At 66.6% G+C, this 17,534-nt stretch carries 16 protein-coding genes and 1 pseudogene; 14 read left to right on the top strand and 3 right to left on the bottom strand.

Going from position 1 to position 17,534, the window contains the following annotated elements; all coding sequences use genetic code 11:
* Positions 1-4: 4 nt before the first annotated feature.
* The 13 genes from O3I_RS18435 to O3I_RS18375 all read left to right on the top strand — a co-directional run bounded on the left by O3I_RS18435 (position 5) and on the right by O3I_RS18375 (position 14,175).
* Positions 5-532, top strand: coding sequence for a flavodoxin family protein (locus O3I_RS18435; protein WP_014984469.1), 528 nt, complete (start codon positions 5-7; stop codon positions 530-532).
* A gap of 116 nt (positions 533-648) precedes the next feature.
* On the top strand, positions 649-1,560 hold the full coding sequence (locus O3I_RS18430; RefSeq protein WP_014984468.1) for a universal stress protein: 912 nt from the start codon (positions 649-651) through the stop codon (positions 1,558-1,560).
* Between the two features lie 39 nt (positions 1,561-1,599).
* Entirely contained in the window at positions 1,600-2,475 is an 876-nt protein-coding gene (locus O3I_RS18425; protein ID WP_014984467.1) for a universal stress protein, read from the top strand.
* 21 nt (positions 2,476-2,496) lie between these two features.
* Complete coding sequence (locus tag O3I_RS18420; RefSeq protein WP_014984466.1) at positions 2,497-3,570, top strand: zinc-dependent alcohol dehydrogenase family protein; 1,074 nt, start codon at positions 2,497-2,499, stop codon at positions 3,568-3,570.
* A gap of 26 nt (positions 3,571-3,596) precedes the next feature.
* Entirely contained in the window at positions 3,597-4,517 is a 921-nt protein-coding gene (locus tag O3I_RS18415; RefSeq protein WP_014984465.1) for a universal stress protein, read from the top strand.
* A gap of 14 nt (positions 4,518-4,531) precedes the next feature.
* Complete coding sequence (locus O3I_RS18410; RefSeq protein WP_041563986.1) at positions 4,532-5,155, top strand: DUF2267 domain-containing protein; 624 nt, start codon at positions 4,532-4,534, stop codon at positions 5,153-5,155.
* A 1-nt stretch (position 5,156) separates the two neighbouring features.
* Positions 5,157-5,819: a hypothetical protein gene (locus tag O3I_RS18405; RefSeq protein WP_014984463.1), complete on the top strand. Its 663-nt coding sequence runs from the start codon at positions 5,157-5,159 to the stop codon at positions 5,817-5,819.
* Between the two features lie 19 nt (positions 5,820-5,838).
* Positions 5,839-9,027, top strand: a complete 3,189-nt coding sequence (locus O3I_RS18400; RefSeq protein WP_014984462.1) for a beta-phosphoglucomutase family hydrolase — start codon at positions 5,839-5,841, stop codon at positions 9,025-9,027.
* A 108-nt stretch (positions 9,028-9,135) separates the two neighbouring features.
* Complete coding sequence (locus O3I_RS18395; protein ID WP_014984461.1) at positions 9,136-9,867, top strand: SDR family NAD(P)-dependent oxidoreductase; 732 nt, start codon at positions 9,136-9,138, stop codon at positions 9,865-9,867.
* Between the two features lie 32 nt (positions 9,868-9,899).
* Positions 9,900-10,790, top strand: a complete 891-nt coding sequence (locus O3I_RS18390; RefSeq protein ID WP_041562695.1) for an ABC transporter ATP-binding protein — start codon at positions 9,900-9,902, stop codon at positions 10,788-10,790.
* Positions 10,791-10,796: 6 nt separating this feature from the next.
* Positions 10,797-11,591: an ABC transporter permease subunit gene (locus O3I_RS18385; protein ID WP_014984459.1), complete on the top strand. Its 795-nt coding sequence runs from the start codon at positions 10,797-10,799 to the stop codon at positions 11,589-11,591.
* 19 nt (positions 11,592-11,610) lie between these two features.
* Complete coding sequence (locus O3I_RS18380; RefSeq protein ID WP_014984458.1) at positions 11,611-13,017, top strand: wax ester/triacylglycerol synthase domain-containing protein; 1,407 nt, start codon at positions 11,611-11,613, stop codon at positions 13,015-13,017.
* Positions 13,018-13,089: 72 nt separating this feature from the next.
* The gene (locus O3I_RS18375) at positions 13,090-14,175 is read left to right on the top strand and encodes a hypothetical protein (protein ID WP_141692114.1); all 1,086 of its coding nucleotides are present in this window, start codon (positions 13,090-13,092) and stop codon (positions 14,173-14,175) included.
* 70 nt (positions 14,176-14,245) lie between these two features.
* Here O3I_RS18375 and O3I_RS18370 read toward each other — a convergent pair whose 3' ends face one another.
* The 3 genes and pseudogenes from O3I_RS18370 to O3I_RS18365 all read right to left on the bottom strand — a co-directional run bounded on the left by O3I_RS18370 (position 14,246) and on the right by O3I_RS18365 (position 16,908).
* Complete coding sequence (locus O3I_RS18370) at positions 14,246-15,778, bottom strand: carboxylesterase/lipase family protein (protein WP_014984456.1); 1,533 nt, start codon at positions 15,776-15,778, stop codon at positions 14,246-14,248.
* A gap of 283 nt (positions 15,779-16,061) precedes the next feature.
* A pseudogene (locus O3I_RS43865) lies at positions 16,062-16,278 on the bottom strand (Tn3 family transposase); the annotation flags it as partial.
* A 105-nt stretch (positions 16,279-16,383) separates the two neighbouring features.
* Positions 16,384-16,908, bottom strand: a complete 525-nt coding sequence (locus tag O3I_RS18365; RefSeq protein WP_014984454.1) for a hypothetical protein — start codon at positions 16,906-16,908, stop codon at positions 16,384-16,386.
* A gap of 170 nt (positions 16,909-17,078) precedes the next feature.
* On the opposite strand from O3I_RS18365, the gene O3I_RS46955 reads away from it, so the two are divergent.
* A complete protein-coding gene (locus O3I_RS46955) occupies positions 17,079-17,489 on the top strand; it encodes a transposase (RefSeq protein WP_081594028.1) in 411 nt (136 codons plus the stop codon).
* Positions 17,490-17,534: the final 45 nt, after the last annotated feature.

Raw genomic sequence — 17,534 nt, 5'->3', positions numbered from 1 at the left:
CAAGATGCGATCACGAGTCGTCTACGAATCGATGTTCGGCAACACCGCTGCGGTCGCCGAAGCCATCGCCGAGGGCCTGCGCGAGTTCGGCACCGTGGAGTTGATCAATGTGTCCGCTGCCGCGAATGTGCCCGCACCGACGGTGGATCTGCTCGTCGTGGGCGGGCCGACGCACGCCTTCGGCTTGAGCCGGCGAAAGACCCGGCTCGATGCCGCGGCGCGCACCGAGGCGGCAGTGGCGGTGGACATCGGAATCCGGGAGTGGCTCGATGCGGCGCTCGGCGTGCCCGAGGGTCGCCGTGCCGCGGCGTTCGGCACAAAGGTGGCGAAGCCGCCGTGGCTGCCGGGATCCGCCGCGCAAGCAACCGGAAAACGTTTGCGCCGCATCGGTTACGAGCTGGCCGACGAACCCGTGGACTTCCTCGTCGACGGGATGACCGGACCGCTCGTCGCGGGTGAGCAGGCGCGCGCCCGGGCCTGGGCCGAGCGTCTAGCCCACACCGAATACGACCGCCTCGCACACCACTGCTGAACGGGGAGATTGCGGCCTTTGGGCCTCTGGGCTCGGGACCAACGACAGCCGCGCCGGGACCCTCCGCATTTCTAACGTACAAGTACCGCAACACAGCACCTTCGAAGGGCGAAGAAATGGCCACCCAGCTCACCGATGATCCGCACCGAATCGCCACGGCCCCAGTGGTGGCCGGCGTCGACGGCTCCGCGGCCGCCGACCACGCCGTGTGCTGGGCCGCCACCACCGCCGCGGCCCGCGGCCGCCGACTGCGGCTCGTCAACGGACTCGATATCGCCGCCAAGCGCGGCGTGCTGGGCAGCTATGACCTCATGATTCCCGCTGTGCTCGACTCGATTCGCCGCCAGGGTGCCGAACGGGTAGCCGCCGCGCGGGCGCTGGCCCTGCGCCTCGAGCCTAGCCTCGTCGTGGAAACCGAAGTATCCCAGTCGAATCCGGCAGAACTGCTGATCGATCGGTCCGCCGCGGCGCACCTCGTCGCGATCGGTGCGTCCGGCGAAGGCGCAACCATTCGCCATCTCGGATCCACCCTGCTGGCGGTGGCGAGCCACGGCCACGGATCCATCGTGGTCGTCCGTGGCACCGAGTGGTCTCCCGATTCCACCGCTCCCGTGGTGGTCGGTGTCGACGGGAGCGGGGCGGGCGAAGTCGCGCTCGGCACCGCCTTCGCCGAAGCGCGAGATCGAAACGCGCGCTTGGTCGCCGTGCACGTGTGGAGCGATCTGCATTTCGACAGGTTCGCCGGATTCTCGGGCACCATCACCGATCCCACCGTCGCGGCCGAGGCGCACGCACTGCTCGCCACGCAGCTTTCCGGGTGGCACGACAAGTACCCCGAGGTCGTGGTCACCAGCGAGGTGTATCTGTCCGGACCTCGGCACTACCTGCTCGAGTGGTCCAAAGCCGCGCAGCTCGTGGTCGTCGGCAGCCGTGGCCGTGGTGGATTCCGCGGTCTGCTACTCGGGTCGACCAGCAACGCGCTGGTCCAGCGCGCGCACTGCCCGGTCCAGGTAGTCCACGCGAGCTGACCGGCTCCCCATTCGCTCGCCTCGAAAGGCTGAAATCACGTGTCCAGCAACATCATCAACCCACCGGTGCTGGTCGGCACCGACGGCTCCCCCGCCGCCACCGTCGCCGTGCGCTGGGCCGCTCGGGCAGCGGCCCGACACGGCGCACCGCTGCATATCGTCTACGCGATCGACGCACCGATGGACTTCGGACCGGGCATCGCCTTCGCCCAGATCGACTACGACGCATACCGCAAGGCCGGTGCCGACATCACCGCCAAGGCCCGCGAGACGGCCATTGCCGCGGCGGGAACCCCAGATCTGGAGGTCAGCACCTTCGTTGTCGAAGCCCCCGCAATTCCGGTGCTGCGCGACCGGTCCGCACAGGCGCGCCTACTCGTCGTCGGCACCCATGGATACGGCGCAATCCGCCGAGGTCTGCTCGGCTCGGTGAGCACATCCCTGGCCCGGCACGCGAAGTGCCCGGTCGCGGTCGTCCCCGAGTCGACCGATGCCGCACCGGAGCGGGCCGGCGGTCCGGTGGTGGTCGGCGTCGACGGATCCGCCGGGGGTGCGCATGCGCTCGAAGTCGCTTTCGATGAAGCGGCGCGCCGCGGCGCGCCCTTGCTCGCGATCCTCACCTGGTCGGAATTCAACCGCTACATCCCGCGCACGGACATGCAGACCGAAGCCGAGACACTGCTCGCCGAGACGATCGCCGGGTACCAGGAAAAGTTCCCCGAGGTCGCGGTGTCGCGGCTCGTCAAGGAAGCGCGCCCGGCCAAAAGCCTGCTCGCGGCCGCCGCCACGGCGCAACTGATCGTGGTCGGCAGCCACGGCCACGGCGGCTTCCCCGGCATGACGCTCGGATCGGTCAGTCAGGCGGTACTGCACGGCGCCGACTGCCCGGTCATCATCACCCGCCCATCGAACTGATCCGACCAGAGGTGGATTCAGATGTACGCCATGACCTTTCGCGGCCCCGGTCAACCGAGCTGGGAGCAAGTCCCCGAACCGGTGATCCAGGACGGTACCGACGTGATCGTGCGCGTGGACGCGGTCACGATCTGCGGGACGGATCTGCACATCCTCAAAGGCGATGTCCCCGAAGTGACGCCGGGGCGCATCCTCGGCCACGAAGCGGTGGGCACAGTGACCGAGGTCGGTTCGAGCGTACGCACACGCAAAGTAGGTGACCGAGTTCTGATCTCGTGCATCTCGGCGTGCGGTGCGTGCCGATTCTGCAAGGAGGGCCGCTATGGCCAGTGTCTCGGTGGCGGCGGCTGGATCCTCGGTCACCTGATCGACGGCACCCAGGCCGAATTCGTGCGCGTGCCCTTCGCCGACCTGTCGACGCACGCGATACCGGCCGGCCTGACCGACGAGCAGATGTTGATGCTGGCCGACATCCTGCCCACCAGCCACGAGGTAGGCGTCCGCAACGGTGGCGTCCGGCCCGGCGATGTGGTCGTCATCGTCGGCGCCGGGCCCATCGGCCTGGCCGCGATCATGACCGCCCGCTTGTACAGTCCGGGCCATATCGTCGTCATCGACGTAACCGACAGCCGGCTGGTGGCCGCCACGAAGCTCGGTGCGGATATCACCCTCAACAGCAGACGCGACGACGTCCGAGCACGCATCGCGCGACTGACCGACGGGCTGGGCGCCGACGTCGTCATGGAAGCTGTCGGTACACCCGAAACCTTCGAGCTTTCCGTCGATCTCGTACGACCGGGCGGGCATGTCGCCAACATCGGCGTGCACGGCGCCCCGGCAACGCTGCACCTGGAACGGATCTGGATCCGCGATCTGACGATCACCACCGGCCTGGTCGATACGAACTCCACGCCCACGCTGATCCAGCTCATCCGCAGCGGGCAGCTCGATCCGGCACCGATCGTCACGCACCGCTTCGAGATGTCCGAATTCCCCAACGCCTATGACGTTTTCGCCCGCTCCGCGCAAACCGGCGCACTCAAGGTCATGGTCTCCCGATCCGCTGTCGGCGAATCCGCGCCCACCGCACCGTAATCCACCCGAGCACCGAGGAAGACGAGATGAACACTCCGGAGAACGCAACAACGCACCGCCTCGCATCAGCGCGCGTCGTCGTCGGCGTCGACGGATCGGCCGGATCCGACGACGCGCTCCGCTGGGCCGCGCACGCCGCGTCCCGCCGTCGCAGAGGACTGCACGTCCTGCACGGCCTCGACCTGGCCGCTACCCGCGCCAAACTCGCCAGACACGACGTCTTGACGGGCCCCATCATCGAGATGAGCTTCCAGCGCGGCCGCAAGGTCGTCGACGATGCCTACCGGCTCGCGCTCCAGGTCGACCCCGAGCTCAGTGTCACCACCGAGGTGTCCGACGCCAAGGCGGCCGAAGTTCTCATCCAGGCCTCGAGCGCAGCGCATCTGGTGGTGCTCGGGGCCACCGGCAACGCAGGCACATTCGCGCACCTGGGCTCGACCCTGCTCGCAGTCACCAGCCACGGCCACGGATCGGTCGTTGTGGTCCGCGGCAACGAATCCGGGCAGGTGCACGAACGGACCGGCGCGGTGGTGGTCGGGGCCGACGCGACCGCCGCGGGTGAGGCGGCCATCGCCGCCGCCTTCGCCGAAGCCTCGGATCGCGGCGTAGAATTGATCGTCGTTCACGCCTGGAGTGACTGGAACTTCTACGGATTCGCGGGTAGAGCCGATCTCGGACTCGTCGAGAGCGAGATCGAGAACTCCGAAGACGCGCTGCTCGCCGAACGTCTCGCCGGCTGGCAGGAGAAGTACCCGGACGTGCGCGTCACTCGGTTGGTCAGTTCCGGTGGACCGGTCCGGCCGCTGATGGAGCTGTCCGGCACGGCGCAGCTGCTCGTCGTCGGCACCCGCGGCCACGGCGCGTTCACCGGACTGCTGCTCGGATCCACCAGCAATTTCCTTGTCCAACACGCCCATTGCCCTGTCATGGTCACCCATCAGGAATGACCGAGGAGACCGTCATGTCGCACAAACGAGATCCTTTCGGCCCTGCCGTGCACTCCGCCAACGTCTGGCTGCGCCATGTCGCGGACGGCATGGCCACCGACGATCGCCTCTTCGCCTATCGAGCCACCCGAGCGTGGCTGCACACCGTGCGTGACCGGCTCGAACTGCACGCCGCCGCACATTTGAGCGCGCAACTGCCAGAACTGTTGCGTGGCATATTCTTCGAAGGCTGGGTGCCGGACCGCGCGCCGAAACGGCGCGAAGTGAACGATATGCTCGCCGATTTCGCGTCCGCGGCGGGCGTCACCGACGACGAAGCCGTCGGTTTGCTGTGGATCGTCACCGACGCGTTCCGCGATCTGTGCTCCCCCGGGTTGCTCGATCATCTGTTCTCCCGGCTGCCTGCCCCGCTGAACCGAATCCTGCTCGGCACCTCACCGGGACCGAATGACGAAGAGACAGTGGAGGATCGGCTCACCGAACTGTCCGACCGCGTACAGACGCTGGCCGAGGCGGTCGCGGTGCTCACCCGCGGACTGGAATATCGCCCCGATATCGAATCCGCCAGTACCCGATCCGAGATCGCCGCCCAGGAGGCCCACCGGTTACTCCTGGCCGAATACGCAGATGAGCCGTGAAATGCGAACGAAGACAGCACTCGTCGTGGGAACCGCGACCTATCTGGCCGGTCTGGCAGCGGGCTACCAGGTGCTCCTGCGCCGCTGGTGCCTGACCTGGGGCGCAACCGAGGACGAAGTCGCTCGTGAAATGCCGGGTGACGAATTGCTCACCGCGCCGGACGTCATTGCCACCAGGGCGATCACGATCGCGACGAGCCCGGGTGCGATCTGGCCATGGCTGGTCCAGCTCGGTCCCGGCCGCGGCGGCGCATACACCTACGACTGGATCGAGAACCTGCTCGGACTGAACATGCACAGCGCGAACGAGATTCTCCCGCAGTTCCAGAACATCTCTGTCGGAGACTCCTTCGCTCTCGGCACAAGCGGACCCCGCATGCGTGTGGCCGTTCTCGAACCCGAGCACACATTGGTCTTCGCGTCCGCGGACGGCAACTGGGTGTGGTCGTTCGGGCTGTACCCGACCGACGGAGGCACCCGGCTGGTGAGCCGCAACCGGATCGCCGTACCGGGCGCCCGCCTGCCGAACAGACTCTTCAACCGGCTCGTCATGGAGCCCGGCAGCTGGGTCATGGAGCGCAAGATGCTCCTCGGCATCGAACAGCGGGCCGAACGCAACAGCACGCCGGTTGCCGAGCGTCCGGTCGACGCTCGGACAGGCTAGCCGCGAAAGCCCGGCAGCTATGGCACACATCGCACCGTCCGGCCCGCTCGGCGCTCGGCCGCCCTACGACGCCGTATTGTTCGACATGGACGGAGTGGTCACCGACACCGCCACAGTCCATGCGGCCGCGTGGAAACAGTTGTTCAACAAAGTTTTACGCGATGACCGGCTCACCACGGCAGTGCCGCCGCGTCCGTTCGAGGATGCGGACTATCACCGTCTGATCGACGGCCGGGCCCGCACGGACGGAGTCACGGCTTTCCTGTCGTCTCGCGGCATCACCCTGCCACCGGGCAGCGACACCGACCCGGACGACGCGTGGACGGTTCACGGTCTGGCCAATCGCAAGAACTCGATCTTCCTGACACTGCTTGCCCAGCAAGGCGTCCGGGCCTTTCCCGGCACCGTCGACCTGGTGTGCCGGTTACGCAACGGAGGGGTGCCCGTCGGCCTGGTCACCGCGAGCCGCAACGCGCACGCGATCTTGACAGCCGCGGGTCTCACCGATCTGTTCGATGTCGTGATCGACGGTGATACTGCCGAAACACTGGCGCTGCCAGGCAAACCCGATCCCGCACTCTTTCTCGAAGCAGCACGCCGCCTCGGCGTCCCCCCGCAACGAGCGGCGGTGGTAGAGGACGCGCCCTCAGGTGTGCGAGCCGGCGTGGCGGGCGGATTCGGACTCGTCGTGGGCGTCGATCGCCGACTGCACCCGGACGGTCTGGCGGCCGCCGGGGCCGACTTCGTCGTGCGCGACGTCGCCGAGCTCGACCTCGGCGTGCTACTCACCGATCCCTGGCTGCTCAGCTACGGCGGTTCGGACTCCGCGCACGAGCGACAGCGCGAGGCCCTCACGACACTCGCCAACGGCTACTTCGGCACCCGTGGCTGCTCGCCCGAATATTTCTGTGGCCGAACGCATTACCCAGGAACCTATATCGCTGGTGTATACAACCGGCGTACTGGAACCCTCGCGCAGCGCGCGATCGAGGAGGAGCAGATCGTCAATGTCCCGAATTGGCTCCCGCTCGACATCCGCTTCGGTGGTGTCTGGTGGTCCGACGAGGCGGTGGCGGTCCGCAACGAACGCCGCGACCTCGACCTGCGCACTGGAATCTACACTCGCACCGCGCTACTGGTGGGGCCCCAGGGACGAACGCTCCTGGTCACTCAGCGCCGCCTCGTCTCGATGGCACGACCGCACGTGGCCGCGCTCGAGACGACCGTGGTCCCGCAGGGCTGGAGCGGCGAGGTGGACATTCGATCGGGTATCGATGCCGGCGTGACCAACTCCAACGTCGCGGAGTACCCCTCGTTCACCCACCGGCAGCTGACTCGGATCGAGGCCGATCCGGTCGACGAGCACACCTTCACGGTGCAGGCGGAGACGAGTTCGAGCCGCATCCGCATCGCCGTCGCGGCCCGGACCACCCTTCGCGGCACGATCGCAAGCCGTCCGGTCGCCGAAAACGATGGCGCAGAGCATTACTCCCAAGTGCTGCATGTCCCCGTACAAGACGGACAGCCCACCGTCGTCGACAAGGTCGTCGCGATCGTCACGTCCAGAGACCATGCCATCGCCGCGCCCGCCCTCGGCGCCGTGACCGAATTGAACCGTGCACCTGCGGGTTTCACCGGACTGTTCCTCGAACATCACGATGCCTGGACCGCGCTGTGGGACCAGCTGGCGATCGAACTCGACGGGACCGACACCCAGACCCGGCTCGTGCTGAATCTGCACCTGTTCCACCTCGCGCAAACACTCACCGAGCACACGGCCGAGCACGATGCGGGAATACCCGTGCGCGGTCTGCACGGGGAAGGCTATCGCGGCCACATTTTCTGGGACGAACTGTTCGTCATGCCGCTGCTCACCCTGCATCGGCCCGAGGTGGCCAAGGCCGCGCTCCGATACCGTGCCCGCAGGCTCCCCGCCGCCCGTTTCGCGGCGGCCGAACACGGCTGGCGCGGTGCGATGTTTCCGTGGCAGAGCGGTAGCGACGGCCGGGAGGAGACGCCGGCGCAACTGTTCAATCCCCGTTCGAAACGGTGGATGCCCGACAACTCGCGGCACCAACGCCATGTCGGACTCGCAATCGCTTACAACGCCTGGCAATTCTACGAATGCACCGGCGACCTCACCTGGCTCGCCGAACACGGCGCCGAACTGATCATCGAAGTCGCACGACTGTTCACCGCCATGACCCGCCACGACCGCGCCGCCGATCGCTACCACCTCGACGGGGTGATGGGACCCGACGAATACCACGACGGGTATCCCGACGCCCCCGGCGCCGGGTTGCGCGACAACGCCTATACCAACGTGCTCGCCGCCTGGGTGTGCGGCAAAGCGGTCGAAACGTTGGACCTCCTCGCCGGGCACGCCCGCGAAACGGTCTGCCGCCGAATGCATATCGCCGATCCTGTCGAACCCGGTCAGTGGGCGCGCCGCAGCCTGCGGATGGCGGTGCCGTTCCACGACGGCGTGCTCAGCCAGTTCGACGGCTACGGCGAACTCGCCGAACTCGACTGGGACAACTACCGGCACCGCTACGGCAACATCGGCCGGCTCGATCTCATCCTCGAAGCCGAAGGCGACACCACCAACCGGTACAAGCTCGCCAAACAGGCCGACGTACTGATGCTGATCTATCTGCTCGGCCCAGGCCGCCTGCTCGAATTCCTCGACCGTCTCGGCTACCCGTGCACCCGCGAAACCCTTGATCGCACAGTGGATTACTACCTACACCGCACCAGTGACGGGTCCACCCTGAGCCAGGTGGTACACGCCTCGGTGCTGGCCCGGATGCGACCCGAACGGGCCTGGGCGGTCTTTCAGCGGGCCCTGGTGGCCGATCTCGACGACACCCAGGGCGGCACCACCCAGCACGGCATCCACTTCGCCGCGATGGCAGGCACGGTCGACATCGTGATCCGCGCGTTCGCCGGCCTGCGCTGTTACCGTGATCGGCTGGTCTTCGATCCGCGGCTGCCACAGCAACTCTCGGGCGTCCGGTTCGGCCTGCACTACCGCGGGCACCGCATCGATGTCGCTCTCGATCACCATCGACTGCGCCTCACCAGCAGACCGGCCGCAAGTGCCGCACCGATCGATCTCGATGTCGCGGGCTCGTCCGCGACCCTGCACAGCGGCCAGACCCGGGAATTCGACCTCGCCCCGGCGGATGCCCGACTGCCGGTCGAGTAGCCGAGACAGAGTCGGATAGTCCTGTGCACTGAGGACTTTCGCCAGGCTCGCACGGAGGCCATGAGACGCCACGCTCTAGGGACACAAACATCAGGAGGGTTGTCGGCCATGAACAATTTCAGCGGACGAAGTGCCATCGTCACCGGTGGCGCGCGCGGCATCGGCGCCGCCATCGTACGAGCACTCGCGAAGGAGAACATCGCGGTCGTGGTCGCCGACCTGCTCGAGCGGGAAGGCACCGAACTTGCCCGTTCACTCGGGCCGAACGTCATGTTCCAACGCCTCGACGTCACCGACAAGTCGATGTGGCGCGACGTCATCGACCAGACCGCCGCCACTTTCGGGCCGCTCGCGATCCTGGTCAACAACGCGGGAATCCTCGATTTCGGCAGCATCGAGGACGAGTCACCGGCGATGTTCCGCCACGTCGTCGAGGTCAATCTGTACGGATCCTGGCTCGGCATGCACATGGCCGTTCCGCACCTGCGGGCCGGGGGCGGCGGTGTGATAGTCAATATCTCCTCGACGGCGGGGCTGGTCGGTTACGCGGGCATCGGCGGCTACGTCGCCAGCAAATGGGGTCTGCGTGGTCTCACCAAAGCCGCCGCCCTCGAGCTCGGCCGCGACGACATCCGGGTGTGCTCGGTGCATCCCGGCCCGATTCACACGCCGATGACCGCCGGTCTGGATGAATCGATGGCGGCCGCCCAGCCGTTGGCCCGCTTCGGCGAGCCGGACGAGGTGGCGGCGATGGTGCGCTTCCTCATCACCGAGGCCACCTTCTCCACCGGCTCGGAATTCGTCCTCGACGGCGGCGCGACCGCGGGCGCAGCGGGCTGAATCGGCCACCACCGCACGAAAGACGAACTGCCATGTCAGCGATAGTCAGTACCTCAGGGTTGACCAAGCTCTACGGGCACAAGCCCGCCCTGGTCGACGTAGATCTCGAAGTACCCGCCGGAGTCGTCTTCGGCTATCTCGGACCGAACGGCGCGGGTAAGACCACCACCATCCGGCTGCTGGTCGGGCTGATGCGCCCGACCAGGGGCAGTGTGACCATCGCCGGCGCGGACACGGTGCACCAGCGATCCGCAGCACAGCGCCATATCGGTTACCTGCCAGGTGAATTCGTCGGCTATCCCGATCTCACCGCAGATCAGTACCTCCGGTACCTGGCCAGCCTGCGCGGCGGCGTCGATGACAAGGTCCGCAAGCAGCTGATCGAACGGCTCGGCTTGGATCCCACGGTGCGCATCGGCGCGATGTCGCACGGTAACCGGCAGAAGGTCGGCCTCGTCCAGGCCTTCATGTCCGAACCCGATCTGCTCGTGCTCGACGAGCCCACCGCTGGACTGGACCCGCTGGTACAGCGAGAATTCCACGCTCTGATCCATGAGGTGAAGGCCGCGGGACGCACGGTATTCCTGTCCTCGCATGTGCTGTCGGAAGTCCAGGAGGTCGCCGACAGGGTCGGCATCCTGCGGCAGGGACGCCTGGTCGAAGTGCAATCGATCGGCGCGCTCACCGCACGGCCGCTGCGCCGCATCGATCTCGTATTCGGTGGTGCGCCACCGGATCTCGACCGGCTACGACACACCAGCGGAGTGCGGTCGGTCATGCGCAACAGCAAGGCGGTGCACATCGAACTCGAAGGTTCCACCGCGGCGCTGCTGCGTGCGGTGGCACCGTTCGAGGTCACCGACATCGTCAGCCACGAACCCGACCTCGAAGAGGTCTTCCTCAACTACTACGGACGGGGCTGAATCACCATGCTGCGCACCGTGTACACCAAGTCGTTGCGTGATCAACGCCGCGGGCTCCTCGGCTGGAGCATCGGGGTCGTGCTGCTCGTGCTGCTCGAATCCGCGATCTGGCCGACCTTCTCGGATATGTCCGGCATGCAGGAGTTCCTGAACAACTATCCCGAGGCCATGCGCAAGCTGTTCAACCTCGAGGAGTTCACCACCGGGACCGGGTTCTTGAATGCCGAGCTGTTCAGCATGCTGCTGCCGATTCTTTTCATGGTCTTCGCCATCGGTCGCGGTGCACGTGGCATCGCCGGTGAGGAAGAACGCGGCACGCTGGAAGTGCTTCTCGTGAATGGTGTTTCACCGATTCGGCTGACGCTGGAGCAGGCCGCCGTAGTCGTGACCGCCGTTGCGGTCCTCGGATCGGTGCTGTTCGGGTCCCTCGTCGTGTGCTCGGCCATTTTCGGGTTGGGCGTGACAGTGGGCGCTGCCGCGTCGGGGGCATTGTCGATGATGCTGCTGGGTATCGAATTCGGGTTGCTCGCCGTCGCGATCGGCGCCGCTACCGGCAGGCGAGTGCTCGCTCTCGGTGTCGCCTCGGTTCTCGCCGTTGCCGCCTACGTGCTCTACGTAGCGAGCAAACTGGTCACCGCGGTACAGCCGTGGGGACCGTGGTCACCGTTCCACCAGGCGGTAGCCGACGGACCGATGGGCGCCGGTCTTCCGCTCTCCTACCTATGGCTTGCAGCGGCCGGAATCTGCTGTGTCCTGGCCGCACTGCCGATTTTCGATCGCCGCGACATAGCGGGCAGTTGAGCCCGGTCACGGAGATCCAATGATGATCAGAGCACACGTACCCGGCGCGCCGGCGCGGTCCCGTCCACCGGTTATCGACCGCGCCAGTCCGACCGATCTCACCGTCATGGTCGATGACCGCGGGTCGACGCCCATGCACCTCGGCGCGATCCTGCTTTTCGACAGCACATGCCCGCCGGATCCGGCACGCCTTCGCGCACTGCTGGCCGAGCGGATACCGCGGATACCGCGATTCCGACAGACGTTGCGGCACACACCGTTCGGCTGCGGTCGGCCGATCTGGGTGGACGACCCGCACTTCGCCGTGGACCAGCACCTTCAGGTGATCGACCGACCAGCACAGGTTTCCGAGTCGGAACTCTTCGATATCGCCACCGACCTGCTCTGCACACCGCTGGCAAAGAACCGGCCACTGTGGCGGGCCGGGATGGTGCGCTCGCCAGGGCAGTGCGCGCTGGTTGTCGTCGCGCACCATGTCCTCACCGACGGTCTCGGCGGTTTGGCCGTGCTCGCGGCACTCGGCGACGAAGGGGTAGCACCCGCGCAATCCGATTTCCCTCGGCCGCCGCCGAGTGGGTGGGCGCTGGCGACCGATGCCGCTCGAACACGGCTGCGCGCCTTGAGCTCGATGCCACAGGAGATCCGGGAGTCAGCCGCAGGGCTGCGTGAACTCGGATTCAGCTGGACAATTATCCGGCCGGTCGAACGAATCTCCTTGAATCAGCCCACATCGCCGCGGCGCTGCCTCACCTGGGTGGCCGTCGGCCTGGCCGACGTCGTCGCCACTGCGCACCGCGCGGACGGCACCGTCAACGATGTCGTGCTCGCCGCGATCAGCGGTGCGCTGCTCGATATTCTGCGGGCGCGAGGTGAGCGGCCACGCCAACTGGTGATCTCGGTACCGATCTCAGGTCGCCGCGCGAGGGGACCAGCCGACCTCGGCAACGACACCGGTGTCCGGCCGATCTCGGTCCCCGCGATCGACGACGATTCGACGAGGCTCGCCGACATCACCGCGGTGACGAGCACCATGGGCAAGACGACCATCCGTGCTTCCTCAGCCGCACCGCTGGGTGCGGTCTTCCGGATGCTGCAACGAGTCGGACTGTTCCAGTCGTTCATCGCGCACCAACGCCTCGTGCACACCTTCGAGACAAACGTGCGCGGTTCGAGGGAGGCTCTGCACCTGGGCGGCAGCCGCATCGAGGGGATCATCCCGATGGTGTCGACGCCGGGCAACGTCGGCGTGACCTTTGCGGTGCTGTCCTACGCCGGCACGCTGGGCGTCACCGTCATCGCCGACCCGGACATCCTCATCGAGCAGCAGACCCTCAGCGCCGCGCTCGCCACCAGGTTCCGGCGTCTCGGCGCAACGCCCTTCGTCTCCGACCAGGCGCACAGTCAGGCCGATCGGACTTCCGACTGAGGGACCATCGGCAACCGGAACGAGAGCCGTTTGGGCCTGCCGACGGGCGTTCTCGCAGACGACCATAGAAATATGACGAGCACCACCCGATACGAGGCACCAGGCTTCGGCGCATCCGTGATCTCGAGGATGCTGCACTCGCCCATGACGGCCGGGCTGCGGCGGAATCTGACGGAACTGCGCTACCAGGGCCGACTTTCGGGTCGCCACGTCGCTCTTCCCGTCTCCTATGCCCGCTCGGACCACAATGTCGTCGTCCGAGTAGCCCGCGCCCACACAAAGTCGTGGTGGCGCAACTTCCGTACACCCCGGCCGATCTCGGTATGGCTCGACGGCCGGTGGCAATACGGTACGGGTCACGTGACACCTCCCGGATCGCTGGAACACGAAGAAGTGGCCGCGGTCTATCAGGCGAAATATCCCCGCATGGTCATCCCCACTACGGATCCCTTCGTCGTCATCGAATTGCAGGCCGCGCACAACCTCCCGAGCTCCGTGGCGGCCGAACCGAAGTATGTCGGCCTTTGGCGACGCTGGTGCATCAGCGTCACCCTCGGCGAGCTGTTCGGCTTCGCGGCACCCGCGCTGACAGGAGCTCTCGTGCGGGACGCCGCACCCGCGACCGCCGCCCTCGCACTGCTCGCCGCAGGCGCGATCGAAGGCACCGTCCTCGGCTGGTTCCAAGCCGGCGTACTCGGCTCCGTCGTACCTGGATTTCGTCGCGCCGATTGGATTCTCGCTACCGCACTAGGCGCACTGCTGGCCTGGTCCATCGGTGTGATCCCGGTAGTCGCCAGCAATGGGCTCGACTCCTGGCCGCCTGCTGTCGTCATTCCCGCCGCGACCATCGGCGTGGTCGTCATCCTGCTGTCGATCGGCGTGACGCAATGGTTTGCCCTGCGCCGCCACATACACCATGCAGGCCAATGGATTTGGGCCAATGCCGCAGCCTGGCTGGCCGCCCTGCTCGTCTTCACCACCGTCACCACCCCACTGTGGCAGCCCGGGCAGTCCACCGCCCACACTGCCCTGATCGGACTCTTCGGCGGGCTACTGATGGCGCTCACCATGGCCGCGGTCTCCGGTGTCTTCCTTCTGCGCATCCTCAGGGCGCAACAGGCCGCCCCGAGCGCCGCATTCCGCAACCAGGAGCGTTGATAGATGGCCATTCGAATGACCGTCGACCAAAGGGACCCAACATGAGCGCACGTTACAGCGCGAATTCACATCACCCGCGGTTGGCGAGAGCCTTCGATGCGCGGACCGCGGCGAGTTCGTCGGCCCGTGGTGTCGGCTCGACCGGGTTGGAGTCGGCGTCGAAGACCTTGACCGGGTTCGGGCGACTGAGGCTGACCGGCGCCCAACCGGGATCACCATGGGTGGCGAACGAGATCCAGGCGCGCTGCATCTCCTCGGTCAGCTGCATCGGTATGTCCTCGCCGAGCAACCCCATGGATTGGAAGACCTCGTAGGTTTCGAACAGGAACGGCAGCTCGGCACTGTGCCCGGCCACGCCCATCACCGGTGTGGCCCAAGCGAACTCGTTGAGGAACACCGTCCCGCCGGCTGCGGCGTAGTTCTCGGCGAGCGCCATGTAAGGCGCGCGGGCCAGGTACTCGGCGGCGATCGCGTAGAACAGCCGCTGCGCATCGCCGGCGGGCCGGTTGTGGCGAAACACCTCGAGCACGGCTGGGTCGTCCGCGCCGATCAACCCCAGCGCTCGCGCCAGGCTCGGATCCTCGCTCGGCGTGCCCGCCGCGGGTGCGATGGTCGCGGCGATCGCCTCGACCTCGCTGGTCGACTGCCCCAACAGCAGCGACACCCCGTGCGTGGCGCGCGAGGCGGCCGCCTCGACCGGGCGTTGTGGCAATATCTGCTCATCGAGCACCGGGATGAACGGCACGACACCGAAACCCGCGCGGATCGTCGCCGCACCCCACAGCCGGGCATCCAGGTTCGGGATGAAATCGAGAACGGCCGCCAGCTGAGAACCGATGACGTCCTTGCGCGACACTCCCGCCAGCGCGGCCCGTGTCGGCTCGACGCCCAGGCGTGTCGCCCAGGTGCGGGCGGCGAGGCGGGCCTCGTCGGGGTCGGCGACCACCACCGGGCCGGAACTCTGCGGGATCGCCCGATGGAACAGTCCCGCCGCGGCTGGGGAGGCGAACAGTAGCGCGCAACTCAGACCCCCGGCCGAGCTGCCGAAGATGGTGACATTGTCCGGGTCGCCGCCGAAGACGCGGATGTTGTCCTGCACCCACTGCAAGGCCGCGATCTGATCGCGCAGGCCCCGGTTACTCGGTGCCCCGGCGATCTCGGCGAATCCGGGCGCGCCGAGCCGGTAGTTGATCGCCACGACCACTACGCCACGGCGCGCCAGCGCGGCAGTGGTGGCGAAGCGCGACTCGGAATTGCTGCCCGCCTGGAAGGCCGAGGGATGAATCCAGACCATCACCGGCAGTCCGGACCCACCGACATCGGGGGTCGTCACGTTCAGATTCAGGCACTCGTTGTCCTCGGCCAGCGAGGACTCCAGCAGATCCGGACTCGCGATCGACACCCCTTGCGGCACCCACGGCCCCGGCGCCGTGCAATCACGCACGCCCGCCCAGGCCGGAGCCGGGCGCGGTACGTCGAACAAGAGCTCCCCCGCCGGAGCGGCCGCGTACGGAATGCCCTCGAACACCGTCACCGGACCATCCGCACGGCCCAGGACCCGCCCCGACCGGATCGTCACCACAGGATCGGTAGTGCTGTTCATCGTCGACTCCTTCCATCGCTGACCACGCCGCGAACCGCGGCACCGAACTACTCGTGAGCCACGCTAAAAGGCACCTAGGACATTCACCGCCCTAGCTCGAACCAGAAGAATGTCACCTGCACCACAATCCAACCAGCCACACCAACCACGCCGCGACCCCGACCCACACCCAGCCCGCGCACGTTCCACGCCCCCTGAAGAGCACTGCGCACAGCGCACAACATCGACATCCCGCCCGAGCCGAGCAAGGCGCTGCTTGGCGGCCAACCGGCTGACACACTGCTCAGAACGGGGTGTCGCGCACGCGCAGCGGCCGGTACCCGGTCGGGCCGAGCGCAGCCAGTTCGGCGTCGATATCGACCTCGATCGCGCCGAAGAAGTCGACGTTCGCCCTGTGCGCGGGCGAGATGGGCGAGCACCTCGTCATCGATGCGCCGGCCACTGCGGCGTCGCTGGTCCACCGCCAGCCCGTAGTACTCGGTCGTCCAGGCAATGACCGCGAGTTTGCGTTTGAGCTCCGTTGTGCGCGTGTGCTTTCCGGTGGCGTGGGTGAAGCAGTCCAGGTAGCCGCGCCACTTGGTGAGTCGAAACCACGTTTTGTTGCGCTACCCGACCCTGGCGACCACCTCAGCGAATGCCGCTCGTTCCCGCGCCGTCTTCTCGAGATCCACCTCGATGGGCCCCTCCAACCCTGGCCTCCAACGTTCTTCGTCCTCTCGCCTTTCGATGTAATCCTCGAAGTGCTTCCTCGCACGGGCCATGTTCTGGTTCTTGGATTCGTATCGGCCGAGCGCACCGTTCGCGACAGCAAGCGATACCGCGGCACGAGCTGCGGCGTTGTGCGCCTCGGACGGCACACCCATGAACCAACTCTTGATGCCCGTCGGTTTTGCTGCTTTTGCCAAGGCGGCCGTGTACGCGCCTTCCAGCTCACCCAACGCCATTCTCCGCTTGTCCTCTCGTTCACCAGCCGAGAGATGAAGGTTTTCGGATTCTTGCGCCAACCGCTTGGCGGTGTCTGCCCGATTCCTCCCGATGGCTTCGAGGAGAAGATCGTTTCGCGCGAGCGCTTGGCTCAGGGAATTCGCCATACTTATCGCGCGAGCGATGGCCACCCATTCCGCCGGCATGAAATACCTCCCGTGAACACCGCAGCAGTGCGAGACATCGAAGCTGCACATTTCAAGCTTACGAGCGCCGAACGGACTGGTCGTCCGCCTCCGTGGATTCCCTGGCGAAACGTTCCTTAATCATATAATCGGATGTTTTCAGCAACTTGCAGTCCGCACATATCCGAGAAATGCATTGCAGTGAGACTCCGGGCCGTGAGTACACGAAACGCGCCGTCGCTCAATGGCGAATAGCCGTTCTGGTCGGTCTAGTGCGTCACCATATGTGGCAGGTTCGCCAGGTTAACGGTCCTGGACCCACAAGCCCAGAAGGAGACGCCATGTCGCGGTCGGCGAGGTCGAGGATCCCGGTCGAGGACAAGCTGCGGATCGTCCTATCGGTCCTCCGGGGCGAGATGAGCGTGTCCGAGGCGGCGCGGCGACGGGGCGTGAGCGCGGTCGCGGTCTCGAAATGGAAGCAGGCATTCCTGGAGGCGGGCGCGAGGCCCTCGAACCGCGCCCAAATACTGCCTCGCCATCACGGTCACGACGACCGCGCGCGGACACGACGCGCTGAAGTGTCTCCGGCTCGCCGTCGCTGAAGCCGAGCATGTCCTGGATCTTGATGACCTACGCGACGACCGGGG

Source organism: Nocardia brasiliensis ATCC 700358, assembly GCF_000250675.2.
Classification (GTDB): domain Bacteria; phylum Actinomycetota; class Actinomycetes; order Mycobacteriales; family Mycobacteriaceae; genus Nocardia; species Nocardia brasiliensis_B.
This window is presented reverse-complemented; position numbering and strand designations above follow the sequence as displayed.